This is a genomic window from Mesorhizobium temperatum (genome assembly GCF_002284575.1).
In the GTDB taxonomy this organism is placed as follows: Bacteria; Pseudomonadota; Alphaproteobacteria; order Rhizobiales; family Rhizobiaceae; genus Mesorhizobium; species Mesorhizobium temperatum.
Window position 1 is genome coordinate 25,655 of sequence record NZ_NPKJ01000030.1, and the last position, 22,613, is coordinate 48,267.

The 22,613-nt window shown below is 62.8% G+C and carries 20 protein-coding genes; 13 read left to right on the forward strand and 7 right to left on the reverse strand.

Features of this window, described 5'->3' with window-relative positions; genetic code table 11:
• Positions 1-114: 114 nt before the first annotated feature.
• Positions 115-744 carry a TetR family transcriptional regulator C-terminal domain-containing protein gene (locus tag CIT26_RS08835; protein ID WP_167391330.1) on the reverse strand — a complete coding sequence of 210 codons (630 nt, stop codon included), beginning with the start codon at positions 742-744 and terminating at the stop codon, positions 115-117.
• A gap of 255 nt (positions 745-999) precedes the next feature.
• Here CIT26_RS08835 and aptA point away from each other — a divergent pair, with 255 nt between their 5' ends.
• The 3 genes from aptA (at position 1,000) to hydA (ending at position 5,164) form a co-directional block, all read left to right on the forward strand.
• Positions 1,000-2,328 carry an omega-aminotransferase AptA gene (gene aptA, locus CIT26_RS08840; RefSeq protein ID WP_095492228.1) on the forward strand — a complete coding sequence of 443 codons (1,329 nt, stop codon included), beginning with the start codon at positions 1,000-1,002 and terminating at the stop codon, positions 2,326-2,328.
• A 69-nt stretch (positions 2,329-2,397) separates the two neighbouring features.
• A complete protein-coding gene (locus tag CIT26_RS08845; RefSeq protein ID WP_095492229.1) occupies positions 2,398-3,648 on the forward strand; it encodes a Zn-dependent hydrolase in 1,251 nt (416 codons plus the stop codon).
• A 64-nt stretch (positions 3,649-3,712) separates the two neighbouring features.
• Positions 3,713-5,164 (forward strand): dihydropyrimidinase, encoded by a 1,452-nt coding sequence (hydA, locus tag CIT26_RS08850; RefSeq protein WP_095492230.1) that lies wholly within the window; start codon positions 3,713-3,715, stop codon positions 5,162-5,164.
• A 281-nt stretch (positions 5,165-5,445) separates the two neighbouring features.
• Here hydA and CIT26_RS08855 read toward each other — a convergent pair whose 3' ends face one another.
• Positions 5,446-5,850 carry a cupin domain-containing protein gene (locus CIT26_RS08855; RefSeq protein WP_095492231.1) on the reverse strand — a complete coding sequence of 135 codons (405 nt, stop codon included), beginning with the start codon at positions 5,848-5,850 and terminating at the stop codon, positions 5,446-5,448.
• Positions 5,851-5,966: 116 nt separating this feature from the next.
• Here CIT26_RS08855 and CIT26_RS08860 point away from each other — a divergent pair, with 116 nt between their 5' ends.
• The 5 genes from CIT26_RS08860 (at position 5,967) to CIT26_RS08885 (ending at position 10,939) form a co-directional block, all read left to right on the forward strand.
• On the forward strand, positions 5,967-6,758 hold the full coding sequence (locus tag CIT26_RS08860) for an ABC transporter ATP-binding protein (protein WP_095492232.1): 792 nt from the start codon (positions 5,967-5,969) through the stop codon (positions 6,756-6,758).
• Positions 6,759-7,248: 490 nt separating this feature from the next.
• Positions 7,249-8,127, forward strand: a complete 879-nt coding sequence (locus tag CIT26_RS08870) for an ABC transporter permease (RefSeq protein ID WP_095492233.1) — start codon at positions 7,249-7,251, stop codon at positions 8,125-8,127.
• Positions 8,124-9,260 (forward strand): ABC transporter permease, encoded by a 1,137-nt coding sequence (locus CIT26_RS08875; RefSeq protein WP_095492234.1) that lies wholly within the window; start codon positions 8,124-8,126, stop codon positions 9,258-9,260. Before CIT26_RS08870 ends, CIT26_RS08875 begins: the two co-directional genes overlap by 4 nt.
• An 81-nt stretch (positions 9,261-9,341) precedes the next feature.
• Positions 9,342-10,313, forward strand: coding sequence for an ABC transporter substrate-binding protein (locus CIT26_RS08880; protein WP_095492235.1), 972 nt, complete (start codon positions 9,342-9,344; stop codon positions 10,311-10,313).
• A gap of 176 nt (positions 10,314-10,489) precedes the next feature.
• The gene (locus CIT26_RS08885) at positions 10,490-10,939 is read left to right on the forward strand and encodes a CHRD domain-containing protein (RefSeq protein WP_095492236.1); all 450 of its coding nucleotides are present in this window, start codon (positions 10,490-10,492) and stop codon (positions 10,937-10,939) included.
• A gap of 76 nt (positions 10,940-11,015) precedes the next feature.
• On the opposite strand, the gene CIT26_RS08890 is transcribed toward CIT26_RS08885, so the two are convergent.
• The 3 genes from CIT26_RS08890 to CIT26_RS08900 form a co-directional block, all read right to left on the reverse strand.
• On the reverse strand, positions 11,016-12,665 hold the full coding sequence (locus CIT26_RS08890; RefSeq protein ID WP_095492237.1) for a thiamine pyrophosphate-binding protein: 1,650 nt from the start codon (positions 12,663-12,665) through the stop codon (positions 11,016-11,018).
• A complete protein-coding gene (locus tag CIT26_RS08895) occupies positions 12,662-13,837 on the reverse strand; it encodes a CaiB/BaiF CoA transferase family protein (RefSeq protein ID WP_095492238.1) in 1,176 nt (391 codons plus the stop codon). The genes CIT26_RS08890 and CIT26_RS08895 overlap by 4 nt, the downstream gene beginning before the upstream one ends.
• 158 nt (positions 13,838-13,995) lie before the next feature.
• Entirely contained in the window at positions 13,996-14,931 is a 936-nt protein-coding gene (locus CIT26_RS08900; protein ID WP_095492239.1) for an alpha/beta fold hydrolase, read from the reverse strand.
• Positions 14,932-15,127: 196 nt separating this feature from the next.
• On the opposite strand from CIT26_RS08900, the gene CIT26_RS08905 reads away from it, so the two are divergent.
• Positions 15,128-16,147: a ribonuclease T2 family protein gene (locus tag CIT26_RS08905; RefSeq protein ID WP_425350332.1), complete on the forward strand. Its 1,020-nt coding sequence runs from the start codon at positions 15,128-15,130 to the stop codon at positions 16,145-16,147.
• 10 nt (positions 16,148-16,157) lie between these two features.
• On the opposite strand, the gene CIT26_RS08910 is transcribed toward CIT26_RS08905, so the two are convergent.
• The gene (locus tag CIT26_RS08910; RefSeq protein ID WP_095492254.1) at positions 16,158-17,450 is read right to left on the reverse strand and encodes a GGDEF domain-containing protein; all 1,293 of its coding nucleotides are present in this window, start codon (positions 17,448-17,450) and stop codon (positions 16,158-16,160) included.
• Between the two features lie 248 nt (positions 17,451-17,698).
• Between CIT26_RS08910 and ettA the strand changes: the two genes are divergently transcribed.
• The 3 genes from ettA (at position 17,699) to CIT26_RS08925 (ending at position 21,482) form a co-directional block, all read left to right on the forward strand.
• Entirely contained in the window at positions 17,699-19,348 is a 1,650-nt protein-coding gene (gene ettA / locus CIT26_RS08915; protein WP_095492255.1) for an energy-dependent translational throttle protein EttA, read from the forward strand.
• Between the two features lie 43 nt (positions 19,349-19,391).
• Complete coding sequence (gene tam / locus CIT26_RS08920) at positions 19,392-20,162, forward strand: trans-aconitate 2-methyltransferase (RefSeq protein ID WP_095492240.1); 771 nt, start codon at positions 19,392-19,394, stop codon at positions 20,160-20,162.
• A gap of 198 nt (positions 20,163-20,360) precedes the next feature.
• Positions 20,361-21,482, forward strand: a complete 1,122-nt coding sequence (locus tag CIT26_RS08925; RefSeq protein ID WP_095492241.1) for a beta-ketoacyl-ACP synthase III — start codon at positions 20,361-20,363, stop codon at positions 21,480-21,482.
• 27 nt (positions 21,483-21,509) lie between these two features.
• On the opposite strand, the gene CIT26_RS08930 is transcribed toward CIT26_RS08925, so the two are convergent.
• Complete coding sequence (locus CIT26_RS08930; RefSeq protein WP_342586995.1) at positions 21,510-21,794, reverse strand: DUF1905 domain-containing protein; 285 nt, start codon at positions 21,792-21,794, stop codon at positions 21,510-21,512.
• 195 nt (positions 21,795-21,989) lie between these two features.
• Here CIT26_RS08930 and CIT26_RS08935 point away from each other — a divergent pair, with 195 nt between their 5' ends.
• Positions 21,990-22,607, forward strand: a complete 618-nt coding sequence (locus tag CIT26_RS08935) for an MOSC domain-containing protein (protein WP_095492243.1) — start codon at positions 21,990-21,992, stop codon at positions 22,605-22,607.
• The last annotated feature ends 6 nt before the right edge of the window (positions 22,608-22,613 follow it).

Below are 22,613 nucleotides of genomic sequence, written 5' to 3' on the forward strand. Positions count from 1 at the left end.
GGATTCCCCGACGCACTCCGCCGATGGTTGGCCGCAGCCCGTCAGCTTCGTCATCCTGCGGCGCAGCAAGGAGCGGAGCGACGCAGCGCAGACCCCAGGATGTCGAAACGAGAGTTAGGTTTTCGGCTTCAACCCATCGATGAACAATTGCTCGAGAAACCTTGCCGCGTCTTCGAAGCGGCCGTCACCGCCGCGGTTAGGCCCGAGCACGGCGCGGACCTGAACGTCGAAATCGGCATAGTGCTGCGTCGTCGCCCAGATCGAGAAGATCAGGTGCCAGGGGTCGGTGTGGGCGATCTTGCCGGCGCGCATCCAGCCCTTGATGACGGCGGCCTTCTCGTCGACCAGCGTCTTCAGCTCGCCTTCCAGCATCGGCATGATGCGCGGCGCGCCCTGCAGGATCTCGTTGGCGAACAGCCGGCTTTCCCTAGGGAAATCGCGCGCCATTTCGAGTTTGCGCCTGATGTAGCTGCGCAATTCGGTCAAGGGGTCGCCGATGTCGTCGAGTTCGCGCAGCGGCGCCAGCCAGGTGTCCAGAAGCCGCTGCATCAGCGTCTCGTGGATGTCCTCCTTGCGGCGGAAATAGTAGAGCAGGTTAGGCTTCGACATGCCGGCGGCTTCGGCGATCTGGTCGATGGTCGAGCCGCGAAAGCCGTTGGTTGAGAAGACCTCGAGCGCCGCCTCCAGGATGAGCTCGCGTTTTTCCTGCTGGATGCGGGTGCGACGAGGGGCGGGGGTGTCCATGCCAGTCGTCATCCGCGCAGAACATTGCCGCGAGGGTCATCTGGACCAATTCTCTGGACCAGTTTTTCTCCGGCCTGTGGAGCGCGCTTTAGCTGCCGCATTTCCGCTAGTAATCCCTTGACCGCCGACAGGGCGGTGCTAACGTTTGTCCAACCGGTCAAAAATTTGCGTAGCACAAAAACGCAGCAGAGACCAAGTGTCGGGAAGACCAAGCGTTAGCCGCACCGAAACAGGTTACAAGGGGAAGTCTTGGTCATGTCCAACCGGCTGAAAGTCACGCCGAACGATCTCAGCGCATTCTGGATGCCGTTCACGGCAAACCGGCAGTTCAAACAGGCGCCTCGCATGATGGTGTCCGCCAAGGACATGCATTACACGACGAGCGACGGGCGCAAGGTTCTCGACGGCACCGCCGGCCTGTGGTGCGTCAATGCCGGCCACTGCCGGCCGAAGATCACCGAGGCGATCCAGAGCCAAGCCGCAGAGCTCGACTATGCGCCGGCTTTCCAGATGGGCCACCCGATCGTCTTCGAACTGGCGAACCGTTTGGTCGACCTTGCGCCGAAGGGCATGGATCATGTGTTCTTCACCAATTCCGGATCGGAATCGGTCGAGACCGCGCTGAAGATGGCAATCGCCTATCACCGCGCCAAAGGCGAGGGCTCACGAACCCGCCTGATCGGCCGCGAGCGCGGCTATCACGGCGTCAATTTCGGCGGCATCTCGGTCGGCGGCATCGTCACCAACCGCAAGATGTTCGGCACGCTGCTCGGCGGCGTCGACCACATGCCGCACACGCATCTGCCGGAGAAGAATTCGTTCACCAAGGGCGTGCCCGAACATGGCGCGGAATTGGCGAACGAGCTGGAGCGCATCGTCGCGCTGCATGATGCCTCGACCATCGCGGCCGTCATCGTCGAGCCGGTGGCCGGTTCCACAGGTGTCATCCTGCCGCCGAAGGGCTATCTTGAGAGGCTGCGCGAGATCTGCACCAAGCACGGCATCCTTTTGATTTTCGACGAGGTCATCACCGGCTTCGGCCGCCTCGGCACGCCGTTCGCCGCCGACTATTTCGGCGTCACGCCCGATATCATGACGACCGCCAAGGGCGTCTCCAACGGCGTCATTCCGATGGGCGCGGTGTTCGTCAAGAAGGAAATCCACGACGCTTTCATGACCGGCCCCGAGCATATGATCGAGTTCTTCCACGGCTACACCTATTCGGGCAATCCGATCGCCTGTGCGGCAGCCCTCGGCACGCTCGACACCTACAAGGAAGAGGGCCTGCTGACCCGCGGCGAGGAACTGGCGCCGTATTGGGAAGACGCGCTGCATTCGCTGAAGGGCGAGCCGAACGTCATCGACATCAGAAACATCGGCCTGATCGGCGCGATCGAGCTGGCGCCTATCCCCGGCAGTCCGACCAAGCGTGCCTTCTCGGCGTTCGTCAAGGCGTTCGAGCGCGGCGCGCTGATCCGCACCACCGGCGACATCATCGCGCTGTCGCCGCCGCTGATCATCACCAAGGGCCAGATCAACGAATTGATCGACCATGTGCGTGAAGTGCTGAGGGCGGTGGACTAGATACTCCACAACGTATAGGGCGGCGACGGGAACCGTCGCCCAATATGCGAATAGATGAGAGGAACTTGAATGGCCGCTCCCGGCGAGAATCTGCGAATCAATTCAGACCGTTTGTGGGATTCGATAATGGAGATGGCGAAGATCGGCCCCGGCATTGCCGGCGGCAACAATCGCCAGACGTTGACCGACGCGGACGGCGAGGGGCGGCATCTGTTCAAGCGCTGGTGCGAGGCGGCGGGGCTCGAAATGGGCCTCGACGAGATGGGCACGATGTTTGCCCGCCGCGAAGGCACCGAGCCCGATCTGCCGCCGGTCTATGTCGGCAGCCATCTCGACACCCAGCCGACCGGCGGCAAGTATGACGGCGTGCTCGGCGTGCTTGGCGGGCTGGAGATCGTGCGCTCGCTCAACGAGCTCGGCATCAAGACAAACCATCCGATCGTCGTCACCAACTGGACGAACGAGGAAGGCGCGCGCTTTGCGCCGGCCATGATGGCATCCGGCGTGTTCGCCGGCGTCCTCGACCAGGCTGACGTCTACTCGCATGTCGACAAGGACGGCAAGAAATTCGGCGAGGAGCTCGAACGCATCGGCTGGAAGGGCACCGAGAAAGTCGGTGACCGCAAGATCCACGCCTTCTTCGAGCTGCATATCGAGCAAGGCCCGATCCTTGAGGACGAGGGTATCGACATCGGTGTCGTCACCCATGGCCAAGGGCTGAAATGGCTGCAGGTGACTTTGACCGGCAAAGAGGCGCATACCGGCTCGACGCCGATGCCGAAGCGCCGCAACGCCGGGCTCGGCATGGCGCGAGTGATCGAGTTGGTGCACGAGATCGCCATGGACTACCAGCCCGACGCCGTCGGCGCGGTCGGCCATATGGAGGTCTATCCGAATTCGCGCAACATCATCGCCGGCCGCACCGTGTTCACCATCGACATCCGCTCGCCGGAAAAGGAAGTGCTGGATGCGATGGACGGGCGCATCCGCAAGGGCATCGACACGATCTGCGAAGCGCTCGACATCAAGTATCAAATCGATCAGGTCGGCCATTTCGACCCGGTGACTTTCGATCCGGGCTGCGTCAAGGCGATCCGAGATGCCGCTGAACGGCTCGGCTACTCGCATCGCAATATCGTCTCCGGCGCAGGCCATGACGCGTGCTGGATCAACCGCGTCGCACCGACTGCGATGGTGATGTGCCCGTGCGTCGACGGGCTGTCGCACAATGAGGCCGAAGAGATCTCCAAGGAATGGGCGGCGGCCGGCGCCGACGTGCTGTTCCACGCGGTGGTCGAGACGGCTGTGATCGTGGAGTGAACTAGAAACCAAGATTCCGAACGCCGCTCACCAAGAAGCGCGAGAAAAACAAGGGAACAAGAAAATGTCCAAAGTCATCAAGAATGGCACCATCGTCACCGCCGACCGCAGCTGGAGGGCCGACGTGCTGTTCAAGCACGGCAAAATCATCGCCATCGGCCCGGACCTGCATGGCGACCACGAGTTCGACGCCACCGGCTGCTATGTGATGCCGGGCGGCATCGACCCGCATACCCATCTCGAAATGCCGTTCATGGGCACCTATTCGGCCGACGATTTCGAGAGCGGCACCCGCGCCGCCCTCGCCGGCGGCACGACGATGGTCGTCGATTTCTGCCTGCCGGCGCCGCAGCAGCCGCTGCTCGAGGCCCTGCAAATGTGGGACAACAAGACCTCGAAAGCGTCCTGCGACTATTCCTTCCACATGGCGATCACCTGGTGGGGCAAGCAGGTGTTCGACGAGATGGCCACTGTCGTCGACAAGGGCATCACCTCGTTCAAGCACTTCATGGCCTACAAGGGTGCGCTGATGGTCGACGACGACGAGATGTATTCGTCGTTCCAGCGCTGCGCCGACCTTGGCGCGCTGCCGCTGGTTCATGCCGAGAATGGCGACGTGGTTGCTGCCCTGTCGCAGAAGCTGCTGGCCGCGGGCAATAATGGGCCGGAGGGGCATGCCTATTCGCGTCCGCCGGAAGTGGAAGGCGAGGCGACCAACCGCGCCATCATGATCGCCGATATGGCCGGCGTGCCGCTCTATGTCGTGCATGTCTCCTGCGAGCAGGCCCACGAAGCCATTCGCCGGGCGCGGCAGAAGGGCATGCGGGTGTTCGGCGAGCCGCTGATCCAGCATCTGACGCTCGACGAGAGCGAATATTTCAACAAGGACTGGGACCATGCCGCGCGCCGGGTGATGAGCCCGCCTTTCCGCAACAAATTGCATCAGGATTCGCTGTGGGCCGGCCTGCAGGCAGGATCGCTGCAAGTGGTGGCGACCGACCATTGTGCGTTCACCACTAGCCAGAAGCGTAACGGTATCGGCGATTTCACCAAGATCCCGAACGGCACCGGCGGGCTCGAAGATCGCCTGCCGGTGCTGTGGACGACGGGCGTCAACACCGGCCGGCTGACGATGAACGAGTTCGTCGCGGTGACCTCGACCAACATCGCAAAAATCCTCAACATGTATCCGAAGAAGGGCGCGATCGTCGAAGGCGCCGACGCCGATATCGTCGTCTGGGACCCGAAGCGCAAGAGGACGATCACCTCCAAGAAGCAGCAGTCGGTGATCGACTACAACGTCTTCGAAGGTTTCGAGGTGACCGGCCTGCCACGCTTCGTCTTCTCGCGCGGCGAACTGTCGATTCAGGAGGCTGAGGTCAAGGCGAAGCCCGGCCATGGCGAGTTCGTCGCTCGCGAGCCGAATGCGGCGATCAACCGGGCGCTGTCGACCTGGAAGGAAATTTCCGCGCCGCGCAAGGTGGAACGATCAGGTATTCCGGCGACCGGGGTGTGAGCTTGCGCGGGTTTGTCGAAGTCGGCGCCGCCCCTCATCCGCCTGCCGGCACCTTCTCCCCGTATAGAGACGGGGAGAAGGTGGCTGTGCGCAACCTCGGCGCTCTTTCTGGCGACGTTGGAGATTGGCGAAATCCTTTGCGAAGGCGTCCTTCTCCCCGTCGCTATACGGGGAGAAGTGCCCGGCAGGGCGATGAGGGGCAGCGCAAAGCTGAAGCGAATGCACTGTCTCCATGCCCAATCCCAATTGACCGGCGGGTAGCCCGCCCATCAAAGCCGGCCTCAGGCGACCAGCCCATCCAGTTCCGGCAGCAGGACGACGCTTTCCTGTTCGTTGGGATCGGTGCGGGCGATGACCGCCGAGACCGGGCTGTCGCTCAGATTGGCCGGCAGATGCGGCACGCCGGCCGGAATGTAGAAGAGGTCACCGGCCTTGACCACGATATGCTGTTCAAGCCGGTCGCCATACCAGGTATGGACCTCGCCGGAGAGCACATAGATCGCCGTTTCATGGCTTTCGTGCATATGCGCCTTGGCGCGGGCACCAGGCGGCATGGTGAGCAGGTGCATGCAGATGCCGGTAGAGCCGACCGTCTCAGTGGCGATGCCGGTGAAATAACTCAGTCCCTGCTTGCCTTCATAAGAGTTTTCGGGGCGGATAAGATGGCAGGTGGGTTTGGGCGGCATCTGGCAAACTCCGGGCGTCGATCGAGTGGGACAAGGTAAGTGGAAAGCAACATCGCGGCAAAATCAACCGGATTCCGGCCGGCGCGGCAGCGGCGCGAAAAGGCAGGCTGCGGCCTATGACGGGAACATCGCCAGCCGTCGTTTCGGCAAGCAAGCTCGGCCTGACCTTCCAGACCAGTGACGGTCCGGTGCAGGCACTGTCGAATGTCGACCTGACCATCGGCAAGGGCGAATTCGTCTCCTTCATCGGGCCGTCCGGCTGCGGCAAGACGACCTTGCTGCGGGTCATCGCCGATCTGGAGAAACCGACCTCGGGAACCATCTCCGTCAACGGCATGACACCCGAGCAGGCGCGCCAGTGCCGCGCCTATGGCTATGTCTTCCAGGCGGCCGCACTTTATCCGTGGCGCACGATCGAGCGCAACGTGGCGCTGCCGCTGGAGATCATGGGCCTCTCGAAGGCAGAGCAGGCGGCGCGTATCAAGCGCACGCTCGACCTCGTCAACCTGGGCGGCTTCGAACAGAAATATCCGTGGCAGCTTTCCGGCGGCATGCAGCAGCGTGCCTCGATCGCGCGGGCGCTGGCCTTCGACGCCGATCTTCTGTTGATGGACGAGCCGTTCGGCGCGCTGGACGAGATCGTGCGCGACCATCTCAACCAACAGCTGCTGGAGCTTTGGGAGCGGACCAACAAGACCATCTGCTTCGTCACCCACTCCATTCCCGAGGCGGTCTACCTCTCGACGCGGATCATCGTCATGTCGCCGCGTCCGGGCCGTGTCAGCGACGTCATCGAATCGACGCTGCCGAAGCAGCGGCCGCTCGACATCCGCGAGACGCCGGAGTTCCTGGCGATAGCGGCGCGCGTCCGCGACGGCCTCAGGGCAGGACACAGCTATGAGGATTGAGGTGGTTCCTCCTCTCCCCAATGGGGGTGGTGGGCCCACCCATGCTTTCGTCATCCTAGGGCGGAGCCGCCGCGAAGCGGCGGGCGAAGACCCTAGGATCCATTCCGTGACTTCGGCCGAAAGGCCCAAGCGGTTCAGAATATTCGCCAGGCCAGCCACGGCAGCCGACGTTCCCTCCAGACAGGGAGCATTGTTCCGCAGCGTTGTGCAGCGCGAAGGTAACGGCATGGATCCTAGGGTCTGCGCCGCGTCGCTTCGCTCCTTGCTCCGCCCTAGGATGACGAAGGCGTGGTTGGCCGCGCTCTCGATTTGCGCCGCTTTGCGGCGGCTCCGCCCTAGGATGACGAAGAACAGGCATGGCCACATACGCGGCAGCGCCAGCGGAGCGTGGTTGACCTCGCTGCAGCCGATGTCACCCGGCCTCCGCTTCGCTCCGGCCACCCTCTCCCCGTTGGGGAGAGGAGGGCGCCAGTCGCCCGAGGGCTGCTAGATGGACTCCTTTCGCGACAAGATCGTTCCGGTGACCTCGATCCTCTTAGGCGTGGTGGTCGTCTGGTATGTTTTCGCCGTCGTCCTCAACGCGCCGTTCCAGCGCGATCTCGACCGCCGCGCTAACCAAACGCCGGGCGTTGTGGAATTCATCGGCAAGACGATGTCGCAGCCGAAGCCGACGCTGCCGGCGCCGCATCAGGTGGCGGTGAATTTCTTCGAGAACACTTTTCTGCGCAAGGTCACCAGCAACCGCAGCCTTGTCTACAATGCCTGGGTGACGCTGTCCTCGACGCTGCTCGGCTTCGCCTTCGGCACGGCGCTCGGCATCGTAATTGCCGTCGGCATCGTTCATGTGGCGACGCTCGACCGCAGCCTGATGCCGTGGATCATCGCTTCGCAGACGATTCCGATCCTGGCGGTGGCGCCGATGATCATCGTCGTGCTGGCGGCGATCGGCGTTACCGGCCTGATCCCGAAAGCGCTGATCTCGACCTATCTGTCGTTCTTCCCGGTGGCCGTCGGCATGGTGAAGGGCCTGCGTTCGCCCGAGATCACGCATCTCGACCTGATGCACACCTACAATGCCAGCCCGTCGCAGACCTTCTGGAAACTGCGCGTGCCGGCGTCGGTGCCGTTCCTGTTCACCTCGATGAAGGTGGCGGTCGCCGCCAGCCTGGTCGGCGCCATCGTCGGTGAACTGCCGACCGGCGCCGTCGCCGGCATCGGCGCCAAGCTGCTCGCCGGCGCCTATTACAGCCAAACCATCGACATCTGGTCGGCGCTGGTGGCCGGCTCGGTCGTGGCGGCCTTGCTGGTGATGGTGGTCGGCATTGCCGGGCGCATCGTCGACCGCGCCATGGGCGGGAGGCCGGCATGAGCGATCTCCTCAGCCTTTCGTCGATCACGCCCCGCTCGTGGCAAGGGTATGCAGCGCTTGCGCTTCTTGCCGGGGCGATCCTTCTTTGGCCGCTTGTCGATGCGGCGCCCGGTTATGGCGTCGCCATCGCTGCTTTGATTTTCTTGTTGCTGCTTCTGGCAATCGAGGCCGATAATTTCACACCGGCAATTGGGGTGGTGTTGCTCTTCCTTGGCGCGCATGGCGCGGCGTGGCTGCTGCTCGCCGGCATAACCGGCAACGAAGGCACCGCTCGCGCATCGTTCTATCTGCTGCTTGCCGCGGCATGGCTTCTGGCCTGGCGCTGCGTGACGGTCCTGTCCGCGCTTCGCCCGACCTCGCGCTGGGCGGCAACCGCTTTGAGGCTGATCATCCCAACGATCTTCGGCGCCTGGATCCTGATTATCTGGGAAGCGGTGACGCGCGGCGCAGGCATCCCCTTCATCCTGCTGCCGCCGCCAAGCGCGATCGGCGTGCGCATCGCTAATTCGCTGCCGGTGCTGGCCGCCGACGTGCGGCAGACCATCTTCAAGGCGGTGATCTTCGGCTACGTCGTTGGAAGTGGTGCCGGCTTCCTTGCCGCCATCGCGGCCGACCGCGTGCCGTTCCTGCGCCGCGGGCTTTTGCCGATCGGCAATATGGTCTCGGCACTGCCGATCATCGGCGTGGCGCCGATCATGGTCATGTGGTTCGGCTTCGACTGGCAGTCGAAGGCGGCGGTCGTCATCATCATGACCTTCTTCCCGATGCTGGTGAATACGGTCGCCGGGCTTGCCGCCTCCGGCCATATGGAGCGCGACCTGATGCGCACCTATGCGTCGAGTTACTGGCAGACGCTGTTCAAGCTGCGGTTGCCGGCGGCGGCGCCCTTCATCTTCAACGCGCTGAAGATCAATTCGACGCTGGCGCTGATCGGCGCCATCGTTGCGGAGTTCTTCGGCACGCCGGTCGTCGGCATGGGATTCCGGATTTCGACCGAGGTCGGACGGATGAATATCGACATGGTCTGGGCCGAAATCGCGGTTGCAGCACTTGCGGGTTCGGTCTTTTATGGCGTGGTCGCTCTTTTCGAGAGAGCAGTCACGTTTTGGCATCCCTCCGTCCGTGGTGGATAGGGCGGTGGCGGGTTTGGAATCAGGGGCGCATTGAAGGCCCTGATCCTAAAAGGGTGAACACTTAACTTCAGAGGGTAAAACATGAAAAGACTTGTTGTTTCGATGCTGGCCGGCGCGATGTCGCTTGCCGCGTTTCAGGCGATGGCCGCCGACAAGGTGACGCTGCAGCTGAAATGGGTCACACAGGCCCAGTTCGCCGGCTACTACGTCGCCAAGGACAAGGGGTTCTACGAGGCCGAGGGCCTCGACGTCGAGATCAAGCCGGGCGGCCCCGATATCGCGCCCGAGCAGGTGATCGCCGGCGGCGGCGCCGACGTCATCGTCGACTGGATGGGCGGCGCGCTGGCCGCGCGCGAAAAGGGTGTGCCGCTGGTCAATATCGCCCAGCCGTTCAAGAAGGCCGGCATGCAGCTGGTCTGTCCCAAGGACGGCCCGGTCAAGACCGAAGCCGACTTCAAGGGCCGCACACTCGGCGTCTGGTTCTTCGGCAACGAATATCCGTTCTACGCCTGGATGAACAAGCTCGGCTTGAAGACCGACGGCGGCCCGGACGGCGTCACCGTGCTGAAACAGAGTTTCGACGTGCAGCCGCTGATCCAGAAGCAGGCGGATTGTATTTCGGTCATGACCTACAACGAATATTGGCAGCTCATCGACGCCGGCTACAAGCCGGAAGAGCTGATCGTGTTCAACTACTCGGCCATGGGCAACGACCTGCTTGAGGACGGGCTCTATGCCTTGGAGGACAAGCTCAAGGATCCGGCCTTCGAGGACAAGATGGTGCGTTTCGTGCGCGCCTCGATGAAGGGCTGGAAATACGCCGTCGACAATTCCGACGAGGCGGCCGGCATCGTCATGGACAATGGCGGCCAGGACGAGAACCACCAGAAGCGCATGATGGGCGAAGTCGCCAAGCTGATCGACAATGCCGACGGCAAGCTCGACCCGGCGACCTACGCGCGCACCGCCAAGGCGCTGCTTGACCAGAAGATCATCACCAAGGAGCCGACCGGCGCCTACACGACCGCCATCACCGACAAGGCGATCAAGTAGGGAGCCCTCAATAGAGGCGATCAACCGGACTTCTGCAGTCGAACAAAAGGGGGCGGGCGACCGCCCCTTTTGTGGGGATGTAAAATAGCCGTTACCGGTGGAAACATCCGCTCGCCACAACCGTTGTTGCGGTGCATCCAGCTTCAGCGGATGTCATCGCCACAACGGAGATTTCCATGCGCATGCAATCCTTCTCGCCGATGCTTTCGGCGCTGGCCGTTTCGGCTCCCTTCCTGTGCGCTTCACCGGCCTTGGCCGACATGATGAAGATGAAGGCGACGCTCGATGGCGCTCAGCAGAATCCGCCCATCACCACAGAGGGCAAAGGCGAGGCCGATCTCGGCTTCAACACCGCCACGAAACAGCTGACCTGGAACGTGACGTATTCAGGTCTCAGTGGACCGGCGACGGCCGGACATATTCACGGTCCGGCAGCAAAGGGTGAAAATGTCGGCGTTGCCGTCCCGTTCAAGGGCGCTCCGAAAAGCCCGTTCAAGGGGGCGGCGATCCTGACCGACGCGCAGGCTGCCGACCTGATGGCCGGGAAATATTACATCAACATCCATACGGCGGCCCACAAGGACGGCGAGATCCGCGGGCAGATCGAGAAGGCAGCGGCGATGTAGCGCAACGTCGCCCGAGGGAGCGCTGCATTAAGCTGTGGAAGTTTGCGCGAAGGAACTCGGCCTATGCCTCTGGCGCTTACGACCTGTCGCGGATCTGGGTCATTGTCCGGGTCGGCGTGATGGCCTCGGGATCGAGCCTGATCTCGACAATCGACGGCTTGCCGCTGGCGCGCGCGCGTTCGAAGGCCGGCGCGAAGTCGGCCGTCTTCTCGACCGTTTCGCCATGGCCGCCATAGGCGCGGGCGAGCGCCGCGAAGTCGGGATTCTTCAGGTCGGTGGCGACAACACGGCCCGGATACTCGCGCTCCTGATGCATGCGGATGGTGCCGTAGATGCCGTTGTTGATGACGACGACGATGATCGGCAGATCGTACTGCACGGCGGTGGCGAACTCCTGCCCGTTCATCAGGAAGCAGCCGTCGCCGGCAAAGGCGATCACGTCGCGCTCGGGAAACAATTCCTTGGCGGCGACTGCTGCCGGCGTGCCGTAGCCCATCGAGCCGGAGGTTGGCGCTGCCTGCGTGGCAAAGCGGCGGGAACGGTGGAAGCGGTGCACCCAGGTGGCGTAGTTGCCGGCGCCGTTGGTGAGGATAGCGTCGTCGGGCAGCATTTTTTCGAGATAGTTCATGATCGGCCCCATCTGGACGGCGCCGGGGCCGCTTTCGGGTGGTGTCGACCAGTCGAGATAGGCTGCGTGCAGCTTCGGTGTTTCATCAGCCCATGCCGGTGTGGCGGCCGGCTTGCGCCCGGCAAAGGCTTCGACGAAAGCGGACGGCGAGGCGTTGATCGCCAGCGTCGGCAGATAGACACGGCCGAGCTCGGCGGCGTCGGCATGGACATGGACCAGCGTCTGGTCGGGGTAGGGGCTCTTGAGCAGCGTGTAGTCGGAGGACGGCATCTCGCCCATGCGGCCGCCGATCAGCAGCACGAGGTCGGCCTGCTTGATGGCGGTGGCCAGCTTCGGGTTGATGCCGATGCCGACATCGCCGGCGTAGTTCGGGTGGAGATGATCGAACAGCATCTGTCGGCGGAAGGAGCAGCCGACCGGCAGCGACCAGGCTTCAGCGATCGTCCGCATCCGCGCGACGGCCGCCGCATCCCAGCGCGTGCCGCCGAGGATGACGAAGGGGCGCTTTGCCTTGCCGAGCAGCATTTCCAGCGCGTCGAGCTCGGCCTCGCCCGGCCGTGTTTCGACCGGCGTGTGGGGCAGGGCCGCTGGCGCGTCGGCAAGGCTGGTCAGCATGTCCTCAGGCAGCGAGATGACGACCGGGCCGGGACGGCCGGACGTCGCCACCGCGAAGGCGCGGGTGACGAATTCGGGGATGCGCGCGGCGTCATCGATCTCGACCACCCATTTGGCGATATCGCCGAAGAACCTGACGTAGTCGACCTCCTGGAAGGCCTCGCGCTGCTTGGCGTGGCTGGCGACCTGGCCGATGAACAGGATGACGGGAACCGAATCCTGCATGGCGATGTGGATGCCGGCCGAGGCGTTGGTGGCGCCGGGGCCGCGGGTGACGAAGCAGATGCCGGGCTTGCCGGTCAGGCGACCATGGCAGTCGGCCATCATCGCAGCACCGCCCTCCTGGCGGCAGACGATGGTGCGGATCGGCGAGTCGTGCAGCGCGTCGAGCACCGCAAGGTAGGATTCGCCGGGCACGCAATAGATACGGTCCGTTCCGTTGGCTTCGAGCGCATCGACGATCAGTTGTCCGCCGGTCTTCATTTTCCTGACCTCTCCAGTTCGGCAAGGATTTCTTTGGTGTGTTCGCCGAGGCGCGGCGAGGGCCGCTCATAGACCAGCGGCGTGCCCGACATGACCATCGGCGCGCGCACCGAGGGCAACAGATTGCCATGGCCGTCGTCGAGGTCGAGCCGCATGCCGCGCGCGATGGTCTGAGGGTCGGCGAACATCTCGCCGATCGTGTTGATCGGGCTGGCAGGCACGCTTGCCGCCTCCAGTTTGGCCAGCAGCGGATCGCGATCGAAGGTCTTTAGCGCCTCGATTATATGCTCGCGCAGCTTCGCTCGGTTGGCGACCCGGGCGGGGTTGGTGGCGAAATCGGGGTTCGACGGCAGGTCGTCCAATCCGACGGCCGCGCAGAATTTGGCGAACTGGCCGTCATTGCCGATCGCAAGGATGATGTGGCCGTCCTTCACCGGCACCACTTCGTAGGGCGCGATGTTCATATGCGCATTGCCCATCTGCACCGGCGATTTTCCCGAGACCAGATAGTTGAGGTTCTGGTTGCCGAGCGCCGAGATCTGGCTGTCGTAGAGCGCCATATCGATATGCTGGCCTTCGCCGGTCTTCTCGGCGTGGCGAAGTGCGGCCTGGATGGCGATCACCGAATAGAGACCGGTGAAAATGTCCGATATGGCGACACCGGCTTTTTGCGGCTCGCGGCCGGCTTCGCCGGTGATCGACATCATGCCGGCCATGCCCTGGATGATGAAGTCATAGCCGGCGCGCGGCGCATACGGCCCGTCCTGGCCGAAGCCGGTGATCGAGCAATAGATCAACCGTGGGTTGATTTTGCGCAAGCTGTCATAGTCGAGGCCATATTTCTTCAGGCCGCCGAGCTTGAAGTTCTCGATCAGCACATCTGATGTCGCGACCAGCCGGCGCACGGTCTCGGCACCTTCGGGCGTCGAGAAATCGATGGCGATGGAGCGCTTTCCGCGATTGCAGGAATGGTAGTAGGCGGCCGAAAGATTTTCGCCGTCATGGCTCATGACGAAGGGCGGACCCCATTTGCGGGTGTCGTCGCCGCCATCCGGGCTCTCGACCTTGATCACGTCGGCGCCGAGATCGGCAAGCAGCTGCCCAGCCCACGGCCCGGCCAGGATGCGGGCGAGTTCGATTACGCGGATGCCTTTCAGCGGAGGCTCGGTCATGGATCACCGTGATTGATCGGGAACGCAGGCTCTAGTTTTCTTTTTATGCATGTCGTTATCCCAAAACCGCTGCGCACTTTTGGGCAACATGCACTATCAATCCCGCGTGCTGCTGTCACGGTTCTTGCAATGGGCCAACCCGACCATGCCAATGTCGATCACGCTTGTTTCAGCACCCTATCGGCCCATGCGGCGAAATCGTTCATGATGATATCTCGATTCACCTCGTTCAGGCTTTCATGACGGGTCTCGGCGTAAATCTTTGAAACGAGATTCGAAAAGCCCATCCTTTGCAGGCGGCCGGCGAGTTGGGCGACCGCCTTGCCGCCGTCGGTGGCGGGGTCCTTTTCGCCGCCGACCAGGCAGATCGGAAGGACCTTGCGGACGCCGGAAAAATTGGCGTCGTCGGCACCGTCGAAGACAAAGCCGAACAGGTCGCGCCACATCGACACGGATGCATCCCAGCCACACAGCGGGTCGGCGATGTACTTGTCGACTTCGGCCGCGTCGCGCGACAGCCAGTCGAACGGCGTCCGGTGATTGGGGACGGCTTTGCCCCAGGCCTGGAAGGTCAGTCTAGGCAGCATGCGCGACGGCATATCGGAGCCCAGCCGGAATTTTTCCCAGGCCAGGATGATTCGCGCGGCACGGTCGGCCAGCCCGGCGGAAAAATTGGCGTTCCAGATGGCGGCGGCGTGCAGCCGGTTCGAATGGTGAAGCATGAAATTCAGCGCGACGAGGCCGCCCATGGAATGGCCGAAGACGATGACGGGCAGGCCGGTATGTTCGCCGGCGATCAGATCGTGCACGGCGGCGACATCGGCGATGACCTTGGCGCCGCCATCCACTTTGGCGAATGTGCCGAGCGGGGCGTCTGGCGCCTTCGTTGCGCCATGGCCGCGATGGTCATGGGCATAGACATGGAAGCCGCGCTCACCCAGAAAGGTAGCGAAGCGGACATAGCGCGCGGCGTGTTCGGCCAGTCCGTGATTAATCTGGACGACCGCGCGCGGGCGGCCCTCGGCGCGTTTCACATAAAGGTTGAGCTCGGCGCCGGTCGGTGATCGGAGCACGCGCTGCTGGCTGAATGACATTGTCGCTTCGTCTCCAACGCCTCTTTTGCGCCTGCGAACGTTTGTGTGCGCCGACGCCGGTTTTGCGTCAATCGGTGTTTTCCGCAGCGTTGTTCTTGCGTCGCAACGCGGGGTATCGCAATTCTGACATGGAGAATTTGCTACCGAGAGAGGGCGGCAGTCTGTTGCCGCAGCAGTTTTCGGCCGGGGTACTTTTATGCATATGCGGACAGGCCTTGTTTTCGGATTGGCGCTTGCCGCCGCGTCGCCGACAGGTGCTGCGTGGGCCGAGGTGAAGTTGAGCGGCGCCTTCGTGGCCGACGCCACCTGTCCAGCGACGCAGGCCATCAAGAGCGGCAAGAATCCCGGCAATATCTCGACCGATGCGGGACAGAGCTACGAGCTGCTGGCCGGCAACAAGGATGCTCCCACGCATTATCTGATCCGCGTGCCGGGGGCCGATCCGGAGCGCCGCTGGGTGAAGGTCGATTGCGGCCATGTTTCGGGCGCGTCAACGATGCCGACAGCGCGCGCGCCGGCCGACCGGGAGAAGTCTGCTGCGCCCGCTTCGGGAAAACCCGAATATGTCCTCGCGCTGAGCTGGCAGCCGGCCTTTTGCGAAACCAAGCCCGGCAAGACCGAATGCAAGGCACAGACAGCGGCCGGTTTTGACGCGACGCATTTCACCTTGCATGGGCTGTGGCCGCAGCCGAACGGAAATTTCTATTGCCAGGTTGCAGTGGCCGACAAGGCGAACGACAATCCGGCGCATTGGCAGGATTTGCCGCCGGTCGAGCTCGAGCCGAACACGCGGTCGGAGCTCGATCAGGTGATGCCGGGCACCGCATCCGATCTCGACAGGCATGAGTGGATCAAGCATGGCACCTGTTACGGCAAGAGCCAGCAGGAGTATTTTTCCGACGCGCTGAACCTGACGCGCGCGGTGAATGCTTCACCGGTGCGCGATCTTTTCACGCAAAAAATTGGCCGGGATCTGACCTCCGACCAGATCCGCGCCGCCTTCGACAGTGCTTTCGGTCCCGGCGCGGGCGATCGGGTTCGCGTCTCCTGTTTGGACGACCATTCGAGCGGCAGGCGGCTGATCGGCGAACTGACGCTCGGCCTGACCGGCCCGATCGGTCAGAACTCTTCGCTCAGTGAGCTGTTGCTGGCATCAGTGCCGACGAACAATGCGGGTTGTCCGAAAGGCACCGTCGATCCGATCGAGTTCCAGTGACACGGAATGCCTATGCGCCGATGCCGCGCGCTGGCCTGGTCCGTCGGAGGCTATCGGCCTCGTGGCCGCCCGGTTCGCCGACGACGCGGTCGCGGCCGGTCGATTTGGCTTTGTAGAGGCGCTGGTCGGCCAGCGCAAAGACATCGGCAAGGCAGCGGGTCGTTTCGCTGACGGTGGAGATGCCGGCGCTGACGGTGATGTCGAACCGGCTGGTGCTTGCCGATGTCTTGACCGCCTGCCTGATGCTTTCGCCGAGCAGCCTGGCGACCGAATACGAACGTGAGCAGAGGATGGCGAATTCCTCGCCGCCGATCCTGAACACCTGATCCTCGGGATCGACAATTTCGCCAAGCAGGGCGGCGACGGATTTCAGCACCTTGTCGCCCTCGGCGTGGCCGAAGCGGTCGTTGATCGATTTGAAATGGTCGACATCGATGATCAGGAGGCTGAGCGGCTTGGCCGTCCGCAGACTGGCCGCTACAGCGGCTTCACCGTCGCTGTCGAAGCGGCCCCGGTGCAGCAGGCCGGTGAGGCCGTCGCGGCCGACATGCTCGACCAGCGCCTCGTAGCGCTCGCGATAGGTCAGCGTGTCGAAAATATCGGACAGGCCGCGCGGCGCCGGAATCTGCCGCGCCTCGAACCATTTGATATAAGCGACAAGCATGGTGCTGTAAGCAAGTGCTGCCGCCATCTTGGCGAACCAGCCGCCAAAGAAAACCGCGATCGGCGCGCCGGTGACGAAGTGCAGCGCGGTGAAAAATCCAGCCTGGTCGAAAGTGAGCACGCAAGCGACGGAGATCAGGATGCGGAAGAACAGCTCCTTGCGAAGATAACGCCCAAGCTTTTCGTAAAGCAGGATGATCAGGATGGCGTCGATGAAGAGCAGCGTCGTGCCCCACACCATCAGCCAGCCCATCTGGTCGATGAAGCCGATGTCGGGAAGCCTGCCATTGGGAAGCGGTGCGATTTCATGCAGGCGCAGGACCAGCACAAGCCCGATCATCAAGGCATTGCCGAGCAACAGGCCATAGATGGGCTGCCGGACGGTTGCCGCGTCCTCCTTGATGTAGAGCAGCAGCAGCATCACCAGCTTGCCGGAAAACAGCACCGCGGAACCGGGCGAAACCATGCCGAACGGCAGGGCGACATAAAAGACGCTGGCGAGGTAGGTTTCGAGAAAATGCATGACGCCGAGCGCGCAGACGAACACGCCGAGGCCGATGCGCTGCCTGAACCGGAAAAGCGTGACCATGACGCCGAAATAGAGAACCGCTTCGGCAAGGAGCAGGAAACTGTTCAGCACGATCCGATCTCTCTGCAGAAATCGCGGCTTGCCGGCGATTCCCAATCCAACACCTTTGGCGCGGAATGGTTAACCCGAGCTTTCGCCGGACCATGCAGCGAACCAAAGCGGCGACATTTCGATGAGCGGCTTGGCCCATAGGGTGGTTCGAAATGCCAAAACAGTTTGCCGTTCGGCGCGGCATCGCCTACATAGCGCGCAACTTCCATTCAATCCGACATCCAGTCGACTTTTCAGGGAAAGCGCGCGTGGCACGCCAGTTCATCTATCACATGGCCGGCCTCAACAAGGCCTATGGCACCAAGAAGGTGCTCGAGAACATTCACCTCTCCTTCTACCCCGACGCCAAGATCGGCATCCTCGGCCCGAACGGCGCCGGCAAGTCGACCATCCTCAAGATCATGGCCGGCATCGACAAGGAGTGGAGCGGCGAGGCGTGGCTGGCCGAAGGCGCCACCGTCGGTTACCTGGCGCAAGAGCCGGCACTCGATGCGAGCAAGACCGTGTTCGAGAACGTCATGGAAGGCGTCGCCGCCAAGACCGCGATCATCGAGCGCTACAACGAATTGATGATGAACTATTCCGACGAGACGGCCGACGAGTCGGCCAAGCTCCAGGACGAGATGGACCGGCTGAACCTGTGGGATCTCGAACAGCAGGTCGAGATGGCGATGGAAGCGCTCGGCTGTCCGCCCAAGGAAACCGATGTCACCAAGCTGTCGGGCGGCGAGCGCCGCCGCGTCGCGCTTTGCCAGCTCCTGCTGCGCCAGCCCGACCTTCTGCTGCTCGACGAACCGACCAACCATCTCGACGCCGAGACGACGGCGTGGCTGGAAAAGCATCTGCGCGCCTATCCGGGCGCGGTGATGATCATCACCCACGATCGCTACTTCCTCGACAACGTCACCGGCTGGATCCTCGAGCTCGACCGCGGCCGCGGCATTCCCTATGAGGGCAACTACACCAAATATCTCGAAGCCAAGGCCAAGCGGCTCAAGCAGGAAGGCCGCGAGGACGATGCGCGCCAGCGAGCGATCGGCCGCGAGCGCGAGTGGATACAGTCCAGCCCGAAAGCCCGGCAGACCAAGTCGAAAGCGCGCATCCAGGCGTTCCAGGATCTGCTGGATGCGGCTGACAAGCGACGCCCGAGCGACACCCAGATCGTCATTCCGCATGGCGAGCGGCTCGGCAATGTGGTGATCGAGGTCGAGGGCCTGTCGAAGGGCTTTGGCGACACGCTGTTGATCGACGATCTCGAATTCAAGCTGCCGCCCGGCGGCATCGTCGGCGTCATCGGCCCGAACGGCGCCGGCAAGACGACGCTGTTCCGCATGATCACCGGCCAGGAAAAGCCGGATGCCGGCACGATCCGCGTCGGCGAGACGGTCAAGCTCGGTTACGTCGACCAGAGCCGCGACGCACTCGACCCGACCAAGACCGTGTGGGAAGAAATCTCGGGCGGCGCCGAAGTGGTCAAGCTCGGCAAGTTCGAGACCAACACCCGTGCCTACTGCGCGTCGTTCAATTTCCGTGGCGGCGATCAGCAGCAGAAGGTCGGCAATCTGTCCGGCGGCCAGCGCAACCGCGTGCACCTGGCCAAGATGCTGAAGACCGGCGGCAATGTGCTGCTGCTCGACGAACCGACCAACGATCTCGATACGGAAACGCTGGCGGCACTCGAAGACGCGCTGGAAAACTTCGCCGGCTGCGCCGTCATCATCTCGCACGATCGCATGTTCCTCGACCGGCTGGCGACGCACATCCTGGCATTCGAAGGCGACAGCCATGTCGAATGGTTCGAGGGCAATTTCGAGGATTACGAGCAGGACAAGATCCGCCGGCTCGGCCCCGATGCCGTCAATCCGCACCGCATGACGTACAAGAGGTTGACGCGGTAAAGTTTTTAGGGCGGCGAATTCTCAAATGATCTGAGGAGCTGAAATGGCCGACTGGTCCGCCGCCCAATATCTCAAATTCGAGGACGAGCGCACGCGGCCGTCGCGAGATCTTGTCGCGCAGGTGCCAGTGGAGGCACCGCGCCGGGTGGTCGACATCGGTTGCGGGCCGGGGAATTCTACCGAATTGCTGGTCGCGCGCTGGCCGAGCGCGCAGGTCAGCGGCTTCGACACCTCGCCTGACATGATCGAGAAGGCGAGGGCGCGTCTGCCTGAAGTAACATTCGAGCTGGCGGATGCGGCGGCGTGGCTGCCCGAACAGCCGGTCGACGTGATCTTCGCCAATGCGGTATTCCAGTGGCTGCCGGAGCATCCGGCGATCTTCCAGCGGCTGATGGGATTTTTGGCGCCCGGCGGCGCGCTTGCCGTGCAGATGCCCGACAATATGGGCGAGCCCTCACACCGACTGATGCGGGAGACGGCGGCCGAAATGCCGTTTGCCTCAAAGCTCGAGGGTGCTGCGGGCGGGCCGCTGCCGCCGGTGTCGTTCTACTACGATCTTTTGTCGCCGTTCTCAGACCGGCTCGACATCTGGCACGCCGCCTACAATCATCCGCTTGCCGGTGCCGAAGCCATTGTCGAATGGCTGAAGTCGACCGGGCTGAAGCCGTTCCTCGATCCGCTCGACGAGGACGAGCGGCGGCTCTTCCTCGAGCGCTACACTACCGGAATAACCGAAGCCTATTCGAAGACGGCAAACGGCAAGGTGCTGCTGCGTTTTCCGCGCCTGTTCATCGTCGCGCGGCGATCCGCTTAGAAACGGTAGCCACACCGAGAGGCAGTGCCTCGCGGCGCTTGATCCGCACCATGCGCATTTCGGCAACGCAAGGTTGTGGTCTTTTGCCTCAGGCACTTGATTTAAGCCGGCGTAAACACCCACCAGATACGAAAAACAGTTGCGCCCAACCTTCGCGGCGCCCAAATGAGAGCCGCAACGCCTGCGCATGGGGTGGAAATGCATCGCGTCATCATCAGCGGTATCGGCGTTGAAATCCCCGAGCCTTCGATCACCAATGAAGAACTGGTCGACAGCTTCAATGCCTGGGTCGACATGGAGAATGTCCGCCGCGAGGCTTCGGGCGAGACGCTGCTGCAGAAGTCAGACAGTGCCTTCATCGTCCATGCTTCGGGCGTACAGACCCGCCATGTGATCGAGCGGGAAGGCATTCTCGACCCGACCCGCATGGCGCCGCGGATTCCGGCGCGGCCCGACGATGCACTGTCGCTCGAAGCCGAGTTCGGCATCGCGTCGGCCAGGAAAGCGCTCGACCATGCCGGCCTGGAGCCTGGGGATATCGACCTGGTGATCTGCTCGGCCTCGCATCACCAGCGGCCCTATCCGGCCATCGCCATCGAGATGCAGCAGGCGATGGGCACGAAGGGCGCCGGCTTCGACATGGGCCTTGGCTGCTCGTCGGCGGCGGCGGCATTGCACATTGCGGTCAATCTGGTGCGGGCTGGCGCTCACAGGCGCGTGCTGGTGACGACGCCCGAGATCATCACCGGCCATCTCAACTTCCGCGACCGGCAGACGCATTTCATCTTCGGCGATGCTTCGGTCTCGATGATCGTCGAGGGGCTTGCCCAGGGCGACAAGCGGCCGGGACGCTTCGAGGTGCTCGACACGCGCACCTGGACGCAGATGTCCAACAACATCCGCACCAATCTCGGCTACTACACGCGCACTGCCCAGGACGATCCGTATATGATCAATCTGGAAGGCAACCTGATCAAGCAGGTCGGCAACAAGGTGTTCAAGGAAGTCACCGTCGCCGGGCACAAGTTCATCGTCGAGTTCCTGGCCGAGCACGGGCTGACGCCGCAGGCGATCCGGCGCTTCTGGCTGCACCAGGCGAATGCCCGGATGAACGCCATGATCCTGAAGCTGTCATTCGGCCACGAGGTCGGCCATGACCGCGCGCCGATGGTGCTGGAGCGCCTCGGCAACACCGCCGGCGCCGGCGCGATCGTCGCCCTGTCGGAGAACCATGCCGACATGAAGGCCGGCGACTACGGCCTGCTCTGCGCCTTCGGCGCGGGCTATTCGATTGGCGGGGCGCTATTGCGCATGCTCTGATCCACTTTGGCGCGAATGGCACCAGTATTAGTTTAGCCGCTCAACGAGAGTGATCGTGATGCTGTCACCCGATTGCTTCCCGATCGCTTTGAGCAGGTCGGCCTTGAGAGGTAACTTGTGTCTGCCGTCGCCAAGAGCCATGAAAGAGCTTTGGAAGGGTACGCCGTCAGCAGTCGCCCGAACCTTTACCAAGCCTCTGGTCCCAAAGAAATCTGCGGAGTCGGGCCAAACCACGTAGGTCCAACCGCCCTTGGCAGGACTCTTCTGAATCGTCACTTCTAAGGATCTGTCGAGTGTGCGTCGCATCGTCATTCTCCGAGATGGTTATATCTCTAGGACGCGTGATCGTCAGTGATTCCGACACAATGCCGAGTCAATTCGTCCACACGGCCTAGAAGGCGCCGGTATAATCGCATCAGTCTGCTTGATTGGGGCATCAGCGCTTTAGACTGGACCTGATGAGCTGACAGCGGCTAATTGCTTGGCATCACGCACGGAGCGAAGCCTATGCTGGATCTCTTCCCCGAGACCGAAAACCCGGTCGAAATCATCCCGGCGCGGAAGCTTGCCGCGCAGGTGGCCGCGCTTTACGTCGCGCCATCAGATCATTTCGAGACACGCGCGGTGGATGAATTGCGGCTTGGCTTCGACGGTATCGGCGGCGATTTCCACGCCGGCGCGACGCGGCGCTCCGGCGGGCGCGAGCCCTGGTATCCACGCGGCACCGAGATGCGCAACGAGCGGCAGCTGTCGATTGTGGCGGCGGACGAGCTGGCGATCGTCGCCCAGCGGATGGGCATCGCCGAGATCAAGCCGGAGTGGATCGGCGCCAATCTGTTGATCGAAGGCCTGCCGCATCTCTCCATGCTGCCTTCCGGCACGCTGCTGTTCTTCAAAGGCGGCGTTACCATTAAGGTCGACGCGCAGAACGGGCCTTGCCGCATCGCCGGGCGATCGGTCGCCGAAAATGCCGGAATGGCCGACCACGAGGCCGGCGCATTGCTGTTCCCGAAAGCGGCAAAGCGGTTGCGCGGCCTCGTCGCCTGGGTCGAAAAACCAGGCCGCATCACGACCGGCGAGGAGATTTCGGTGCGTGTGCCCGAGCAGTGGATTTACCGCGCGTAGCCAGGC